Raw genomic sequence first — 16,244 nt, forward strand, 5'->3', positions numbered from 1 at the left:
TATAAAAGGAGTTTGAAAAACTTGGCATTATTTCAAGATTTAGGATTAAGTCAACAGCTTAATAAAGCTGTGAGTAAAATGGGTTTTGAAGAAGCAACACCAATTCAATCAGAAACTATCCCATTAGCACTAGAAGGTCACGATTTGATCGGACAAGCACAAACAGGAACAGGGAAAACAGCGGCATTTGGTATTCCTCTTATCGAAAAAGTTGATGTAAACGTAGATGCAATTCAAGGGTTAATTATTGCTCCTACTCGTGAACTTGCTGTACAGGTATCTGAAGAACTTTACAAAATTGGTCAAACAAAGCGCGTACGCGTGCTATCAATTTACGGTGGTCAAGATATCAGTCGTCAAATTCGTGCATTGAAAAAGCACCCTCATATCATCGTAGGAACACCAGGACGTATGCTAGATCATATTAATCGTCGTACACTTCGTCTACAAGATGTTCATACAGTTATTTTAGATGAAGCAGATGAAATGTTAAACATGGGATTCATCGAAGACATTGAAAAAATCTTATCAAACGTACCTGAGAACCACCAAACACTTTTATTCTCAGCAACAATGCCTACTCCAATCCGTCGCATTGCTGAAAAATTCATGAACGAACCAAAAGTGGTAAAAGTAAAAGCAAAAGAAGTAACGATGCCAAACATTACGCAGTATTATTTAGAAGTACAAGAAAAGCGTAAATTTGATATCCTTACTCGTCTTTTAGATATGCAATCACCTGAATTAGCTATCATCTTTGGTCGTACAAAGCGCCGTGTTGATGAGTTATCAGAAGCATTAAATATGCGTGGTTATTCTGCACAAGGTATCCATGGTGACTTGACGCAATCGAAACGTCTATCTGTACTACGTCAATTTAAAGAAGGTTCTATTGATGTATTAGTTGCGACGGACGTAGCTGCACGCGGACTTGATATTTCTGGTGTTACTCATGTATACAACTTTGATATCCCTCAAGATCCAGAGAGCTATGTACACCGTATCGGACGTACAGGACGTGCTGGTAAAATGGGTGCTGCTATGACATTTGTAACGCCAAGAGAAACTGGACAGTTACACAATATTGAGCGTACAACAAAACGTAAAATGGAGCGTCTTACTCCTCCAACGCTTGATGAAGCAATGGAAGGTCAACAGCGTATTGCAGCTGACAAATTAACAGAATCTGTGACACAAGGCAACTTATCTTACTACAAACAGTTGGCAGAAGAGTTACTTGAAGAGCACGATTCAGTTTCATTAGTGGCAGCAGCAATCAAATTATTTACAAAAGAACCAAACGAATCACCAATTCAATTAACTGCTGAACCACCGGTAATTGCAAAAGGTGATAAAAACAAACGTGGAAATGGCGGAGGTCGTTCACGTTCTAACTCTAAAAACTACTCACAGCAAAATCGTCGTGGAAACTCAAAGCGTTTTGGTGACAAGCGTCGCGGTGGAAGCAACGGCAGTGATAATAGAAATCGTAATAGCAGCAGTAATCGTAAAGATTCTCGCAGCAAAGCGTAAAATAAAAACGAGCCTTAACAGGCTCGTTTTTTTATGTGTTAATTGCTATTTTATTGGTGCACACTATGAGTAAAATAAAATGAGGTGTTCACTGATGTCGACCATTGTTCGGTTAGGTTATGTGGCGATGAGCGTTCATTTGGAAAATAGTTCTCCTTCTCAAACAATGACTTTTGCACAATTTCAGCGTGTGAAAGACCATGAAGCGGCCATTCGCAAGCTCGAACGCATTGCAATATCCAACTTAGAAAACTGCTTACGGTTATTAAAACATAATGCGTGGAGTGAAATTGAGTTTTTTCGATTCAGTTCTAAGTTAATTCCATTAGCTAACCATGAGGCCCTAAAAGAGTGGAACTATATAGCTCCTTTAAAGGATGCTCTTCAGCGTATTTCTGTATTTTTGAAGGAACATCCAATGAGAGTAGATTTTCACCCGGATCATTTTGTTGTTTTAAACTCAACGGATAAAGAGGTTTTTAAGCATTCTATCCAAACTCTTCGCATGCATCAAAAGTTGCTGAAAGGAATGGATATTCCGCTTCAAAATCGCTGTGTTTTACATGTTGGAGGAGCTTATAATGATAAAGAAAAAGCACTGGAGCAGTTTATTCATAATTGGGGGCTTGTACCTCAATCCCTTCAGCAAATGATTATGTTAGAAAACGACGATACAACCTTTCATATAAAGGACGTCTTATATTTATGTGAAAAACTAAATGTCCCAATCATTTTTGATCTTCATCATCATCAGGCAAACAACGATGAAACTTCATGGCAAGAGCATTGGGACCGTATCGTTAGAACATGGGAACATGAAACGCTGCCTTTAAAAATGCATATATCCAGTCCTAAAAGTGATAAAGAATTTAGAGCCCATGCGGATTATATCGATGTTAATGGGTTTTACAGCTTTTTAAAAGAAGTAAATGGAACGATACCACAAATTGATTGCATGATTGAAGCTAAGAAAAAAGATGAAGCGCTCTTTCAGTTAGTAAGAGACTTCAAGTCTTATGAAGATGTGGAATTTATTAACTCATCCACTTTTTATATTAAATCTTAAAGCAGGCCTCATATCTGTGGCTTGTTTTTCTGTTTGAACGCAAGAAAAGCGAGAAGAAATCCAGCAATACCTCCAACGAAATGAGCTGTGTTGTTGGTTCCTGGCGTTAGCAGACCTGAAAGTAATCCAATAATTAAAAAGACGACAATGATTTGCTGGTTACTTTTAGAAAGCATATGCTTTTGTTTTATTACAAGGTAGAGGTAAAACCCGAGCAGCCCGAAAATGGCACCGGATGCACCCACATGGCTGTAGAAAGAAGATTGGATTAGAAATGTAACGATATTTCCAAGCAATCCACACGTAAGGTAGAATAGAAGAAACTTATAAGAAGAAAGAATACGCTCAGCACCTGGCCCTAACAAGAACAAGGAAAATGAGTTGAAAAGAAGGTGTGAAAAGCTTAGATGCAAAAAGATAGGTGTGAAAAGTCGCCAGTAGTCTCCTTGAGAAATTAAGCTATTCACACCAATAAGCTGATGTATAAAAGATTCTGCAAGGTGTGAGGGAAGAGCGGCAAGTAACCATAGCGCAATGTGGATGCAGATAAGCGTGAAGGTAACAGGATAAAAACGTTTAAATTCAGCTGCATTTTCTGTGCGTACGAACATATTTGTCACTCCTTTTTATAAAGGCATTTTTATATACTATTCTGTAAGAGAGGATTAAATGAAAATGATTATAGGAACTGGAATTGATATTACAGAGTTAGAGCGGATTGAAAAAATGGTGCAGCGTCAAAGCGCTTTTATTACTCGGATTTTAACAAAAAATGAAAAAGAACGCTATGAAAAGCTATCAAGCCGACGTAAGGTCGAATTTTTAGCAGGAAGATTTGCTGTGAAGGAAGCATATTCGAAAGCCCTTGGAACAGGAATAGGAAAAGATTTTAGCTTCCAAGATATCGAAATCGTGAATGATGAAAGAGGAAAACCCCACATTGTTACAAAACAACCACTGGACGCGTCCGTACACGTATCTATTTCCCACAGTGCGCACTATGCGATTGCTCAAGTAATTATTGAACGCTTGTCAAGCTAGTCTGCATATTCACTATTTCTTGTTCATATATTCATAGTGTGGATAGGGGAGACAAGATATGTTCTTGCTTCTCCGTTTAGCTGTGAATATACGAAATAAAGGAGTTGGGGAAATGCATAAAAAATGGATTGGCTTATTTGTTTGCGCCTTTTTTCTCTTAGCCTTATCAGCATGCGGTGAAAAAAGTCAGCAGGATGTAACAGATGCATTGGATGCCAAGGTACAAGAAATGGCGGGGTATAAATCAGATGCTAAGATGACATTGAATACAGGGAAAGATGCTCAAGTATACGATGTGGAGATTTGGCATAGTAAGCCTATGTATTATCGAGTGAATTTGAAAAATACAAAGAAAGATCAAAGCCAAATGATTTTGCGTAATGATGAAGGAGTTTTTGTTTTAACGCCTGCTTTAAATAAAAGCTTTCGTTTTCAAAGTGACTGGCCGCAAAATAGCAGTCAAGCTTATTTGTATGAATCCCTTGTCCAAGATATTATGAAGGATGAAAAGGCAAGTTTTAAATCAACGGATAAGCATTATATTTTTGAAACAAAAACCAACTATCAAAATAGCACGATGCTTCCTAAACAAGAAATTACGCTGAACAAAAGTGATTTAGCGCCTGTTTCGGTTAAAATTATGGATACGGATAATAAAGTGTTAATAAAAGTTGATTTCTCTAAGGTCAAATTCGATTCTAAGTTTGATAAAGGGGCTTTTGATACAAAAAGAAACATGACAAGTGCAAAGATTGACGTTCCGACATTAGCTCAGCAAAAATCATTTAGCGTCCTTTATCCTAAAGATGTTCCAAAAGGTACAAAGCTGTCCAAGGAAAAGAAAATTGAGACGGAAAATGGCGAGAGAGTCGTTTTAATGTACAAAGGAGAAAAGCCGTTTACGCTTGTACAAGAAAAAGCGCAAGTAGCTAAAACAGCAACATCTACAGTTACTGCCGGAGAGCCATTTGATTTAGGTTTTACTGTGGGAGCTTTGACCGATAAAAGTCTATCTTGGACATATAATGGAGTAGACTTTATGCTGGCTTCTGATCAGCTAACACCAGATGAATTGAGTACAGTTGCTAGATCTGTACAAAGTCAGATGGGAAAATAAGAGAAGCTTACAAGCCTGCATATATGTAGGCTTGTTCTTGCTTAATTTGAATAAAGATCGAGATGAAGTTTAGCTATAGATGTATTATACTAACAGAGGAAAGTACGTTTAGAATGGTTCTGAAAAAAGGAAGTGTCGTAGTAATGGATGCATTTTATAGAGAAACATGGGCAGAAATTGATGTAGAAGCCATTTTTCAAAATGTGAATCATGTAAGAGAACTGATACCGGGGCATAAAACGTTAATGGCCGTAGTGAAGGCGAATGCGTACGGGCATGGAGATAAAGAAGTAGCAAAGATTGCGCTTCAAGCTGGTGCTGATATGCTAGCTGTAGCTTTTTTGGATGAAGCTATTGCTCTTCGGAAAAAAGGAATAAAGGAATCCATTTTAGTATTAGGCGCCGTGCCTACCCTACACATTCAAACTGCATTGGAGTGGGATGTAACGGTCACTGCTTATAGCACAGCTTGGATTGAAGAGGCGGCGTCCATTCTAGATGAAAACAGTCAGCTGCATATGCATTTAAAAATAGATACAGGCATGGGTCGCTTGGGAGTTAGAACAAAAGAAGAATTACACGAAACGATGAAGATCATCGCTTCTCATTCGGGATTCGTGCTGGATGGAGTGTTTACACACTTTGCAACAGCAGACGAGCTAAACTCGTCTTATTTTGAAGAACAATACACATTCTTTGAAGAAATGGTTCGAATTGTGAAAGAATATAATTTTACACCTCCGATGATTCACTGTGCAAATAGCGCAGCCTTGCTTCGTCGTCCGAAAGATATCTTTAATGGCGTACGCTTAGGTATCTCTATGTATGGCTTGAGTCCTTCTGAGGAATTAAAAGAAGTCTTGCCAATTCCGTTAAAACAAGCTTTTTCGCTGCACAGCCGTATTGTGCATGTTAAAAAAGTCAAAAAAGGGAGTCATATCAGTTACGGAGCTACTTATGAAGCTAAAGAAGATGAATGGATTGCTACTATTCCAGTAGGATACGCAGACGGCTGGATTCGTAAATTAAGTAATTTTGAAGTATTAGTAGATGGAGTTAAAGTGCCAATTGTTGGTAGAATCTGCATGGATCAATTGATGATTAAATTACCTAAAATGTATAAAATGGGTACAAAAGTCACATTTATTGGAAAACAAAAAGGTGCTGAAATTACAATTGATGAAGTAGCGAATCATCTTGAAACAATTAATTATGAAATCCCTTGCATGATTGCAGCAAGGGTTCCGAGGGTTTATACAAGAGATTTGCAGCATATTGATGTTAATAATTATATCTTGCGCTGAATATACATCTTCCTGAGTCAACATAAAAAGTCTGCGAACAAAAGACAATAAAATAATAACTTCCATGCATAAAAGAGGGTATCAATTGACGATAATAGTGTAGAAATTGACAGAATTAACTTTCCATTAAAGCTAATCAATGTTATGATAAGGAAAGATGAGACTATTGGTGTGTGTATTGATGTTGGAGGTGTATGTTTGTGTCTGAAGCGAGCGCAACTACAGAAATCCTAGTAAGATTACCGAAAAATTTAGTATCGGAGCTCGATCTTATGGTTAAACAAGAAAATGGCAACCGAAGTGATTTTATTCACCAAGCAACAAAATTGTACCTTCGTGAGCGGAAAAAACGCCATATTCGCGAATCAATGAGACGTGGATATATGGAGATGGCAAAGATAAACTTAAATATTGCTTCCGAGGCTTTTCTAGCAGAGTATGAAGCTGATCATACTGTGGATCGTTTAGTAAGCGGGGGGTAATGACTTGGTAGTCAAACGTGGCGACGTTTATTTTGCTGACCTATCTCCTGTTGTTGGCTCAGAACAAGGAGGCGTTCGCCCTGTACTTGTCATTCAAAATGATATAGGCAATCGTTTTAGCCCAACTGTTATTGTAGCTGCGATCACTGCTCAAATTCAAAAGGCAAAGTTACCTACGCATGTTGAAATTGATGCAAAGCGCTATGGATTTGAGCGAGATTCAGTTATTTTACTAGAACAAATTCGTACTATTGATAAACAGAGGCTAACAGACAAGATTACCCATTTAGATGATGAAATGATGGACAGAGTGGATGAAGCCTTGCAAATCAGTGTAGGACTTATCGACTTTTAGAATTATACTTCCATTTATGCTAAGTTGCTCCTTTATGAGCAACTTTTTTAATTTGACTAGGAATAATCAGTAAACGTATATTGTAATAAGAAACGTTTTAAAAATGATAATATATATAGATATAAATGAGTGTATTGACTCACAAGGAGGACCTCATGAATCAAGATTTATTCAATTATATACAAAATCATAAATCAGAAATTTTTGATCGATGGCTAGTGTTAATGAATGATGTGGAAACAGAGCGGATTAAAAACATTGTATCCGAGCAAGTGTACGTAAATGTAAGCTCTGATTTTGTAAATTTACTTTTGGCAAAAGCATTCCGTGATCAGGAAAATTTTGCAGAGGAACTAGAGGAAGTAGTAGGACGAGTTGTGAGTTTAGGATGGCCTCTTGCTTATTTGACACAGGGTGTACGTAACTTGGGTCACGTAGTGGTTGAAGGGTATGTAAACAGTGAACATGTAAAGGCTGACCAAACTCATTCTGAATTATTCTATCGGTTTGACAAGTGGTTAAGCCCTATTTATAACAAAATAGTAGAACAATACTCCAACTCGTGGGAAAATACAGTTATGTTGCAAAAAGTTGCACTTCAAGAATTGTCTGCTCCATTAATACCGGTATTTGATAAAATTACAGTAATGCCGCTTGTAGGAACAATTGACACTGATCGCGCAAAGAAAATTATGGAAAACTTACTGCAAGGTGTCGTAAAGCACCGATCAGAGGTCGTATTAATAGATATTACCGGAGTACCAGTAGTGGATACGATGGTTGCCCATCATATCATTCAAGCTGCTGAAGCCGTACGTTTGGTTGGAGCCAAGTGTTTGTTAGTAGGAATTCGTCCGGAAATTGCTCAGACTATTGTGAACTTAGGTATTAACTTAAACGAAATTATTACGAAAAACTCATTAAAAAAAGGCGTAGAGTTTGCGTTAGAAATGACTGAGCGGAAAATAGTTGATATAGAATCGGAGGAATAAACGTGAGAATACCCATTTTGAAATTGTACGACTATTTATTGGTATCCATTCAATGGGAGCTGGATGATCAAACGGCTATTCAATTCCAAGAAGATTTGCTAAGTAAAATTCATCAAACTGGAGCAAAAGGAGTGGTAATCGATTTAACTTCAATTGATATGATCGATTCATTCATCGCAAAAGTGTTAGGTGACGTGGTTAGCATGTCTAATTTGATGGGGGCTAGAGTAGTATTAACAGGTATCCAGCCTGCAGTAGCGATTACACTTGTTGAGTTAGGGATTGGCCTAAATGATGTTCTTACTGCACTCGATTTAGAAAAAGGTCTTGAGAAACTCCAATCGGAATTGGGGGATTAGTATATGGAATTCCAATCCAGCGTAAAAATCGTAACAGAATGGGACATCGTAGCGGCACGCCAATTAGGTAGAAATGTGTCGAAAGAGCTAGGGTTTGGAACAGTTGACCAAGCTCGTATTACAACCGCCATTTCTGAATTAGCTCGTAATATTTACCTATATGCGGGTAAGGGTCAAATCTATATTGAGAAATTAAATCGTGGAGGAAAAAACGGTCTTCTTGTCGTAGCAACAGATGAAGGGCCAGGTATCCCCGACGTTCGCAAAGTAATGGAAGACGGATACTCAACATCGGGTGGACTAGGAGCTGGGCTTCCTGGGGTAAAACGATTGATGGATGAGTTTGACATCGAAACAAATGTCGGAGAAGGTACTGAGATTAAAGCAGTTAAGTGGCTCCGGTAGGAGGAAATAGATAATGTCTTTTGATAAAGAGATGAGAGATTTATACAAAGATATTTTGGGGAACTATATCCAAACACAAAATGAACAAATTTTGTATCAAGGACAAAAACTAAGTAGAAAATCTTTAGAGAATGAAATATCGCCAGAAGATATTGTGAGCATTCATAAAGAAGTGATTGAAGAAATTTATTCTGATATTCCAGAAAAAGTGCTGCATTCTCTGGACTTTTTACTTGAGGTAATGATTAGCTACGGTCTTGCTCTTCGTGAGCATCAAACATTAAAAAATAAGCAGCGGGAACTTCGTTCTGAAATTGAAGTTGCCGCTAACGTCCAGCAGACGCTGTTGGGGACAAAGGTTCCGGCTAGTTCAACTTTAGAAATTGGTGCGATTAGTGTACCGGCTAAACAGATGAACGGAGATTATTTTCACTTTGTAGAAGAAGAGCACGGTGGGTTAAGTATTGCCATTGCCGATGTGATCGGAAAAGGAATTCCAGCTGCAATGTGTATGTCTATGATCAAGTATGCAATGGACAGCTTACCGGACTCAAGAAAAAATCCAAGTTATGTATTAGAGAACTTGAATAATATTGTGGAGCGAAACGTAGATCCAAGTATGTTTATTACGATGTTCTACGGAAGCTATAATCCCGAGACAAACTTATTTGATTATGCATCTGCAGGGCATGAACCAGGTTTTTATTATGATGCCAAAGCTGATTCATTTGAAGATTTGGAAGCAAAAGGACTCGTGCTAGGAGTCGATCGCCATGTGAAATATCTTCAGTACGAGCAGCAGCTTTCAAAAGGCGATATGATTGTTCTGTTAACAGATGGCGTAACAGAATGCAGAACTGAAGAAGGATTTATTGAAAGATTGGACATCATAAAATTAATTCGAAAATACATGCATTTGTCTCCTCAAGAAATTGTAGAATCTGTATATAAAGAGCTGGAAAAATTACAGCATTTTCAATTGAGGGATGACTTTACATTGATTATTTTGAAGAGTTTAGTTTAAGTATTCTAAATAAGGGTATAGAAAAGATAGCACAAAATTAGAGGGGGTCTACTAATACGATGAATTTAAAAATAGATATACAAAAGGACGGTCAAGCATATCGTATTAAGCTGGCTGGAGAGATTGACGCATATACAGCACCTAAGCTAAAAGAAAAGTTCATGGAAATTACTGAACATACCGAACCAGAAATTATAGTCGATTTAACCGATGTATCATACATGGATAGTACAGGACTAGGTGTATTTATTGCATTGTTAAAAGCCAATAAGAAAAATAACGGCTCTTTGAAATTTGTTGGTGTATCAGAGCGCATCAAGCGCTTATTTGATATTACGGGCCTCACAGACATTTTAAACGTGAATTCACAAGTAGAAGGTGGCGTAAAATGAAACAGCCTTATGACTTTGTTGAGATGAAGATTCCTGCTAAGCCAGACTACGTAGCGATTATTCGACTGACGCTGTCTGGTGTAGCGAACCGGATGGGTTTTTCTTATGATGAAATTGAAGATATGAAAATTGCTGTGAGTGAGGCATGTACAAATGCCGTACAGCATGCTTACAAGAATGAAGAAAATGGTGAAGTGAGAGTAGGTTTTGGGTTATTTGATGACCGTTTAGAAATCATGGTGGTCGATAAAGGTGAAAGCTTTAATTTTGAAGAGCTTAAGGAACATATAGGACCTTATGAAACATCAAAAGAAGTTGAATTTCTTCCTGAAGGTGGACTTGGTTTATATTTAATTGAAACACTAATGGACGAAGTGAAAATGGTCAATTCAAAAGGTGTAACGCTAATGATGACTAAGTATGTGCAAAGAGAGCAGGTGGAGAGTGATGAAAACACAGTCTCAACCTATGAAATTAACTAAAGAACAGGTTCAGGAACGAATTGAGCGCTTTCAAAAAACGCAGGATGAAGAAGCACAAAGTGATCTAGTAGTACATTACAAGAACCTTGTTGAATCTATTGCACGTCGTTATTCAAAAGGCAGAAGCTTACATGAAGATATTGTGCAGGTAGGGATGCTAGGACTGTTAGGAGCTATTAGAAGGTATGATGCTTCATTTGGAAGAAGCTTTGAATCGTTTGCTGTTCCTACAATCATTGGAGAGATTAAGCGATTTTTACGCGATAAAACGTGGAGTGTTCACGTACCGCGCCGCATCAAAGAATTAGGTCCTAAAATTAAAGCAGCTGTCGAAGAGCTAACAACCCGTTTACAGCGATCTCCTCAAGTGAAAGAAATTGCTGATCATATCGGAGTGACAGAGGAAGAAATTTTAGAAACGATGGAGATGGGGCAAAGTTATCAAGCGTTGTCTGTTGATCATTCCATTGAAGCAGACTCTGATGGAAGTACTGTTACAATCCTTGATTTAGTAGGTGAACAAGAGTCGGGTTATGAGAAAACTGATCAGCGCTTAGTGTTAGAAAAGATTCTTCATGTATTAAGCGATAGAGAAAAAGAAGTGATTCGCTATACATTTATTGAAAATCTGAGTCAAAAAGATGCCGGTGAGAAGTTAGGGATTTCTCAAATGCATGTATCTCGACTGCAAAGAAGAGCTCTTGATAAGCTAAGGACTGCAGCTCGCTCAGATTCTAACGATTCGGAGTATATGTCGTGATGACAGTAGACCCTAATACAAAGTTGATTCAAACTCATATATACCAAGAGCCAAAGCAAGGGAACGTATGTTGTGGAGATAGTTACTATGTCAAAGAAACGGATGACTATTTTCTATGTGCAGTGGCAGATGGATTAGGAAGCGGTGAACAAGCTAGAGCCGCTTCTGTAGCTGTTACGGATGTAGCGAAAGCTCATCATCATCTAGATGTGGATGAGATCATTTCTAAGTGCAACAAAGCTACTCGACATACAAGAGGCGCGGCAGTAGCTATTTTGAAAATTGATAAAAAACATAACGAATTTCATTATACAAATGTAGGTAATATCCGCTTTTATCTGTATTCTCCGGAGGGGAAATTAACGTACCCTCTGCCAATTCAAGGTTTTTTATCAGGGAAAATTCAAAAGTTCCGCACACAAACCTTCCCATATGACTCCGGTTCTAAATTTTTGATTCATACAGATGGCTTAGAATTAAAAGAGATTAAATCTGTTTTTGCTAACTCGATGAATGTAGATCAATTGTCGACACGGCTACAGGCAGCAATTCGATCTCATAATGACGATATTACGTATATCGCTGGTCATCTTCCAACTGCATAGCCTTTCTTTTTAGCTCACATGTGTTATTGCATGTGAGTTTTGTTACAATAGAGACAAAGTTTCATTTAGGTAGGAGGATAAGCTGTGTCTGTTGCAACGAAATTAGATAATCAAATTGTTCAACGTGTAAGTAAAGAGGTGGAGATTTCACAAAAGCAAGTACAAAACGTAATTGCTTTAGTAGAAGACGGTAATACAGTTCCCTTTATTGCTCGATATAGAAAAGAACAAACTGGTGCTTTGGATGAAGTCCAAATCCGGAATATTTTAGATTCCTGGAACTACTTAATGAATTTAGAGGAGCGTAAAGAGGAAGTTCTTCGATTAATTGAAGAGCAAGGGAAATTAACTGAGGAACTGGCTGCTCAAATTCATCAAGCGAAGAAATTGCAGCAAGTAGAAGATTTATACCGCCCTTTTAAGCAAAAACGACGTACAAAAGCAACTGTAGCAAAAGAAAAAGGTCTTGAACCATTAGCACAGTGGATACTAAGTTTTCCACGTTCTGACGTGAAGAACGAAGCGCAAACATACATAAATGAAGAAGCGGGAGTTCAATCTTCTGAAGAAGCTATTCAGGGAGCCCTAGACATTGTAGCGGAACAAATTTCTGACGAACCATCTTACCGTCAATGGATTCGTACGACCACTGTAAAAGATGGCATAATTGTTACTTCAGTCAAAGATCCGGAAAAAGATGAAAAAAATATCTATGAAATGTATTATGAATATACAGAAGCGGTAAAGCGAATCGTTCCTCATCGTATCTTAGCTATGAATAGAGGAGAAAAAGACGGTATTTTAAAAGTGAGTATTGATGCGCCTACAGATCGTATTCTTTCATATTTACATAAACAAGTAATCAAAAAAAGGGATTCTTCAGCTGAAAGTTATATCATCTCAGCTATAGAAGATGCTTATAAACGCTTAATAGAACCATCTATTGAACGCGAAATCCGTAAAGAGCTATCAGAAAAAGCGGAAGAAAGAGCCATTCACATTTTTTCTGAAAACTTACGAAAACTTCTTCTCCAACCTCCATTGAAAGGGAAAGTGGTATTAGGAGTAGATCCAGCTTTTCGAACAGGCTGCAAATTAGCTGTAGTAGATGAAACAGGCAAGGTATTAAAAATTGATGTTATTTATCCACATCCTCCTGTGAGAAAAGCAGCTGAAGCGCAAAATAAATTAAAGAAAATGTTCGCTGAATACCCTATTGAAGTAGTAGCCATTGGAAACGGAACGGCATCTCGCGAAACGGAGCAATTTGTAGCGGATGTTCTTAAAGAAATTGAAAACCCAGTTTATTATTTGATTGTGAATGAAGCGGGAGCAAGCGTGTATTCGGCTTCTGATGTTGCTAGAGAGGAATTTCCTGATTTTCAAGTAGAAGAGCGAAGCGCTGTATCGATTGCCAGAAGGCTGCAAGATCCGCTGGCTGAACTTGTGAAAATCGATCCTAAGTCGGTAGGAGTAGGGCAGTATCAGCATGATGTGTCTCAAAAGCAATTAAATGATTCACTGACTTTTATTGTAGAGACAGTAGTAAATCAGGTAGGAGTAAATGCAAATACGGCTTCTGCTTCGCTTCTACAATACGTTGCTGGTCTAAATAAGACAGTTGCTCAAAACATTGTAAAATATCGGGATGAAAACGGAAAATTCTCTAACCGAAAACAGTTGAAGAAAATTCCGCGTCTAGGTGCTAAAACGTATGAGCAGTGTATTGGGTTTTTACGTATTATAGAAGGTGAAGAACCTTTAGACAGAACGGGGATTCATCCTGAAACATATGGAGACGTTAAAAAGCTTTTAAAGAAAGCGGAAGTGAAAGAGACTGAGCTTGGAACGGAGAAAGTAAAAGAAGCATTAAAACATATTTCTTTACCCGAAATATCAGAAGAACTAAGTATAGGGGAACTTACTTTAAAAGACATTATAGAAGCGCTCGTAAGGCCGGAAAGAGATCCTCGTGATGAACTGCCAAAACCTTTGCTCCGTCAGGATATTTTGAAGCTAGAGGATCTTGCCAAAGGTATTCAGCTTGAAGGTACGGTGCGAAACGTCGTAGACTTCGGAGCGTTCATCGATATAGGAGTTAAGCAAGACGGTCTAGTCCATCTTTCTAAATTAACGAATCGGTACGTTAAGCACCCCCTCGATGTCGTTTCAGTAGGAGATTTGGTGAATGTGTGGGTAGAAGACGTAGATATGAAAAAAGGAAGAGTCGCACTGACGATGATTCCGCCTCATCAATAATAAAATTGCCTTTTCAGATTTTCTGAAAAGGCAATTTTATTTGTAAAAAGAAGTGATTTAAGAAGCGGAATTATTTTTTTGATAAAAAAACCAACATTGATTGAGCAATTTTATTTGTGCACGGTCTTTTTCAGAATAAGCGCGCCTCATTTGTTTTTGTAGCCACATTGGCATGAGGACAATCACTCCTTTTCATTTATGATAAGGTAAATAGTGAGTATGTAATGAAGTGTATGCCCAAAGAGCTAGTCAGGTGATTTCATACAGTAGAGGAGTATATAAGATGAATGATAAGGATTTACAAATACTTGTAGAAAAAATTTCATTGAAGCTGTTTCACAAACCATTTCGTCATAAAGCCACTTTTAATTCTCGTTTACGTACGACAGGTGGAAGGTATTTATTACGTACATCTAATATAGAAGTAAACTACAAATACTTTGAACAATATGGCAGACAAGAAATAGTAGAAATCATTAAACATGAGCTCTGTCACTATCATTTGCATATTGAGGGGAAAGGGTATAAGCATGGAGATCAAGACTTTAAAAGGCTAATGAAAGAAGTAGGCGCCCCCCGCTTTTGTCAGGCATTGAAAAAAGAAAGTGATGGAAAGAAAAAAGAGCACATATATGTATGTATGCAGTGTGATCAAAAATATGTTCGAAAAAGAAAAGTGAACACGGTTAAATATGTTTGTGGCAAGTGTAAAGGTAAATTAAAAAAAATGTAGAAGATGCTTGACTAAAATAGATTGATTATGATAAATTAATAAAGCCGTCTCAAATAAACGGCAAAGAAATCACAAAAACTTATTGACATTACATATAATGTCGATTACAATGTAAGAAGTCTGATAAATATTATTCCACAGTAGCTCAGTGGTAGAGCTATCGGCTGTTAACCGATCGGTCGTAGGTTCGAGTCCTACCTGTGGAGCCATATGGAGAAGTACTCAAGTGGCTGAAGAGGCGCCCCTGCTAAGGGTGTAGGTCGTGTAAGCGGCGCGAGGGTTCAAATCCCTCCTTCTCCGCCATTTTATAATGGCCCGTTGGTCAAGCGGTTAAGACACCGCCCTTTCACGGCGGTAACACGGGTTCGAATCCCGTACGGGTCACCATTGATTTTTATTTACATATTCTGTGGAGGATTAGCTCAGCTGGGAGAGCACCTGCCTTACAAGCAGGGGGTCGGCGGTTCGATCCCGTCATCCTCCACCATTTGACTGTTTTATACATAATTTTGGATGGTCCCGTGGTGTAGCGGTTAACATGCCTGCCTGTCACGCAGGAGATCGCGGGTTCGATTCCCGTCGGGACCGCCATTTTAAATTATTGGGCTATCGCCAAGCGGTAAGGCAACGGATTTTGATTCCGTCATGCGTTGGTTCGAATCCAGCTAGCCCAGCCATAAAGAGCCATTAGCTCAGTTGGTAGAGCATCTGACTTTTAATCAGAGGGTCGAAGGTTCGAGTCCTTCATGGCTCATTTTCATTTCTTGCGGGTGTGGCGGAATTGGCAGACGCGCTAGACTTAGGATCTAGTGTCTTTACGACGTGGGGGTTCAAGTCCCTTCACCCGCATCTTATTCATTTTATGTATTTAGCGGTCGTGGCGGAATGGCAGACGCGCTAGGTTGAGGGCCTAGTGGGGGCGACCCCGTGGAGGTTCAAGTCCTCTCGGCCGCACCAAAAAAACTTTTAAAAAAAGTGTTGACATAAGAAGATGGAAATGATACTATAATAAAGTCGCCAAAACAAAGGCGGTAAACATCATAAGAAGCGCCCGTAGCTCAATTGGATAGAGCGTTTGACTACGGATCAAAAGGTTAGGGGTTCGACTCCTCTCGGGCGCGCCATATTGCGGGTGTAGTTTAGTGGTAAAACCTCAGCCTTCCAAGCTGATGTCGTGAGTTCGATTCTCATCACCCGCTCCAAACATATTGAACTTTGAAAACTGAACAAAGCGACAAACGTCAACGTTAATTTTTTTATTTTATATGAGCAAGTCAAACATTTCTTCGGAGAGTTTGATCCTGGCTCAGGATGAACGCTGGCGGCGTGCCTAAT

19 protein-coding genes and 11 tRNA genes are annotated in these 16,244 nt (G+C 38.6%); 28 read left to right on the forward strand and 2 right to left on the reverse strand.

Annotated features, from left to right (window positions below; genetic code table 11):
* The first annotated feature begins 21 nt into the window (after positions 1 to 21).
* The gene (cshA, locus tag ACN6NE_RS12010) at positions 22 to 1,533 is read left to right on the forward strand and encodes a degradosome RNA helicase CshA (protein WP_013054997.1); all 1,512 of its coding nucleotides are present in this window, start codon (positions 22 to 24) and stop codon (positions 1,531 to 1,533) included.
* A 94-nt stretch (positions 1,534 to 1,627) separates the two neighbouring features.
* Positions 1,628 to 2,599 (forward strand): UV DNA damage repair endonuclease UvsE, encoded by a 972-nt coding sequence (gene uvsE, locus ACN6NE_RS12015; RefSeq protein ID WP_474325369.1) that lies wholly within the window; start codon positions 1,628 to 1,630, stop codon positions 2,597 to 2,599.
* A gap of 8 nt (positions 2,600 to 2,607) precedes the next feature.
* On the opposite strand, the gene ACN6NE_RS12020 is transcribed toward uvsE, so the two are convergent.
* Positions 2,608 to 3,210, reverse strand: coding sequence for a rhomboid family intramembrane serine protease (locus ACN6NE_RS12020; RefSeq protein WP_098250182.1), 603 nt, complete (start codon positions 3,208 to 3,210; stop codon positions 2,608 to 2,610).
* Between the two features lie 64 nt (positions 3,211 to 3,274).
* Between ACN6NE_RS12020 and acpS the strand changes: the two genes are divergently transcribed.
* From acpS to ACN6NE_RS12090, 14 genes are all read left to right on the forward strand, one after another.
* Positions 3,275 to 3,640 (forward strand): holo-ACP synthase, encoded by a 366-nt coding sequence (gene acpS / locus ACN6NE_RS12025; RefSeq protein ID WP_153252861.1) that lies wholly within the window; start codon positions 3,275 to 3,277, stop codon positions 3,638 to 3,640.
* Positions 3,641 to 3,698: 58 nt separating this feature from the next.
* Positions 3,699 to 4,757, forward strand: a complete 1,059-nt coding sequence (locus ACN6NE_RS12030) for a LolA family protein (RefSeq protein ID WP_129705725.1) — start codon at positions 3,699 to 3,701, stop codon at positions 4,755 to 4,757.
* Between the two features lie 143 nt (positions 4,758 to 4,900).
* Complete coding sequence (gene alr, locus ACN6NE_RS12035; RefSeq protein ID WP_474325370.1) at positions 4,901 to 6,061, forward strand: alanine racemase; 1,161 nt, start codon at positions 4,901 to 4,903, stop codon at positions 6,059 to 6,061.
* A 200-nt stretch (positions 6,062 to 6,261) separates the two neighbouring features.
* Complete coding sequence (locus ACN6NE_RS12040; RefSeq protein WP_013055003.1) at positions 6,262 to 6,543, forward strand: CopG family ribbon-helix-helix protein; 282 nt, start codon at positions 6,262 to 6,264, stop codon at positions 6,541 to 6,543.
* Positions 6,544 to 6,547: 4 nt separating this feature from the next.
* A complete protein-coding gene (gene ndoA, locus ACN6NE_RS12045) occupies positions 6,548 to 6,898 on the forward strand; it encodes a type II toxin-antitoxin system endoribonuclease NdoA (RefSeq protein ID WP_013055004.1) in 351 nt (116 codons plus the stop codon).
* 155 nt (positions 6,899 to 7,053) lie between these two features.
* Positions 7,054 to 7,890: an RsbT co-antagonist protein RsbRA gene (locus ACN6NE_RS12050; protein ID WP_013055005.1), complete on the forward strand. Its 837-nt coding sequence runs from the start codon at positions 7,054 to 7,056 to the stop codon at positions 7,888 to 7,890.
* A 2-nt stretch (positions 7,891 to 7,892) separates the two neighbouring features.
* On the forward strand, positions 7,893 to 8,249 hold the full coding sequence (locus ACN6NE_RS12055) for an STAS domain-containing protein (protein WP_013055006.1): 357 nt from the start codon (positions 7,893 to 7,895) through the stop codon (positions 8,247 to 8,249).
* 3 nt (positions 8,250 to 8,252) lie between these two features.
* Positions 8,253 to 8,654, forward strand: coding sequence for an anti-sigma regulatory factor (locus ACN6NE_RS12060; RefSeq protein WP_013055007.1), 402 nt, complete (start codon positions 8,253 to 8,255; stop codon positions 8,652 to 8,654).
* Between the two features lie 13 nt (positions 8,655 to 8,667).
* Positions 8,668 to 9,678 carry a PP2C family protein-serine/threonine phosphatase gene (locus ACN6NE_RS12065; RefSeq protein ID WP_013055008.1) on the forward strand — a complete coding sequence of 337 codons (1,011 nt, stop codon included), beginning with the start codon at positions 8,668 to 8,670 and terminating at the stop codon, positions 9,676 to 9,678.
* Positions 9,679 to 9,737: 59 nt separating this feature from the next.
* Entirely contained in the window at positions 9,738 to 10,070 is a 333-nt protein-coding gene (locus ACN6NE_RS12070; protein ID WP_013055009.1) for an anti-sigma factor antagonist, read from the forward strand.
* Positions 10,067 to 10,552, forward strand: a complete 486-nt coding sequence (gene rsbW, locus ACN6NE_RS12075; protein ID WP_013055010.1) for an anti-sigma B factor RsbW — start codon at positions 10,067 to 10,069, stop codon at positions 10,550 to 10,552. Before ACN6NE_RS12070 ends, rsbW begins: the two co-directional genes overlap by 4 nt.
* Positions 10,518 to 11,312, forward strand: coding sequence for an RNA polymerase sigma factor SigB (gene sigB, locus ACN6NE_RS12080; protein WP_013055011.1), 795 nt, complete (start codon positions 10,518 to 10,520; stop codon positions 11,310 to 11,312). The genes rsbW and sigB overlap by 35 nt, the downstream gene beginning before the upstream one ends.
* The gene (locus ACN6NE_RS12085; RefSeq protein ID WP_013081423.1) at positions 11,312 to 11,917 is read left to right on the forward strand and encodes a PP2C family serine/threonine-protein phosphatase; all 606 of its coding nucleotides are present in this window, start codon (positions 11,312 to 11,314) and stop codon (positions 11,915 to 11,917) included. The genes sigB and ACN6NE_RS12085 overlap by 1 nt, the downstream gene beginning before the upstream one ends.
* Positions 11,918 to 12,001: 84 nt before the next feature.
* Positions 12,002 to 14,176: a Tex family protein gene (locus ACN6NE_RS12090; RefSeq protein WP_474325374.1), complete on the forward strand. Its 2,175-nt coding sequence runs from the start codon at positions 12,002 to 12,004 to the stop codon at positions 14,174 to 14,176.
* A 57-nt stretch (positions 14,177 to 14,233) separates the two neighbouring features.
* On the opposite strand, the gene cmpA is transcribed toward ACN6NE_RS12090, so the two are convergent.
* On the reverse strand, positions 14,234 to 14,350 hold the full coding sequence (gene cmpA, locus ACN6NE_RS12095; RefSeq protein WP_013055014.1) for a cortex morphogenetic protein CmpA: 117 nt from the start codon (positions 14,348 to 14,350) through the stop codon (positions 14,234 to 14,236).
* Positions 14,351 to 14,459: 109 nt separating this feature from the next.
* On the opposite strand from cmpA, the gene ACN6NE_RS12100 reads away from it, so the two are divergent.
* The 12 genes from ACN6NE_RS12100 (at position 14,460) to ACN6NE_RS12155 (ending at position 16,111) form a co-directional block, all read left to right on the forward strand.
* Positions 14,460 to 14,909, forward strand: a complete 450-nt coding sequence (locus tag ACN6NE_RS12100) for a SprT family protein (protein ID WP_474325376.1) — start codon at positions 14,460 to 14,462, stop codon at positions 14,907 to 14,909.
* A gap of 134 nt (positions 14,910 to 15,043) precedes the next feature.
* Positions 15,044 to 15,118, forward strand: a tRNA-Asn gene (locus ACN6NE_RS12105).
* Positions 15,119 to 15,121: 3 nt separating this feature from the next.
* Positions 15,122 to 15,212, forward strand: a tRNA-Ser gene (locus ACN6NE_RS12110).
* A gap of 9 nt (positions 15,213 to 15,221) precedes the next feature.
* Positions 15,222 to 15,296, forward strand: a tRNA-Glu gene (locus ACN6NE_RS12115).
* 24 nt (positions 15,297 to 15,320) lie between these two features.
* Positions 15,321 to 15,396 (forward strand) — tRNA-Val (locus ACN6NE_RS12120).
* Between the two features lie 28 nt (positions 15,397 to 15,424).
* A tRNA-Asp gene (locus ACN6NE_RS12125) sits at positions 15,425 to 15,500 on the forward strand.
* A gap of 11 nt (positions 15,501 to 15,511) precedes the next feature.
* A tRNA-Gln gene (locus ACN6NE_RS12130) sits at positions 15,512 to 15,586 on the forward strand.
* Positions 15,587 to 15,590: 4 nt separating this feature from the next.
* Positions 15,591 to 15,663: transfer RNA gene (locus tag ACN6NE_RS12135), tRNA-Lys, on the forward strand.
* Positions 15,664 to 15,675: 12 nt separating this feature from the next.
* Positions 15,676 to 15,758 (forward strand) — tRNA-Leu (locus ACN6NE_RS12140).
* Positions 15,759 to 15,780: 22 nt separating this feature from the next.
* Positions 15,781 to 15,866: transfer RNA gene (locus tag ACN6NE_RS12145), tRNA-Leu, on the forward strand.
* A 90-nt stretch (positions 15,867 to 15,956) separates the two neighbouring features.
* Positions 15,957 to 16,033 (forward strand) — tRNA-Arg (locus ACN6NE_RS12150).
* 4 nt (positions 16,034 to 16,037) lie between these two features.
* A tRNA-Gly gene (locus ACN6NE_RS12155) sits at positions 16,038 to 16,111 on the forward strand.
* Positions 16,112 to 16,244: the final 133 nt, after the last annotated feature.

Source organism: Priestia sp. 53B2 (assembly GCF_056099005.1).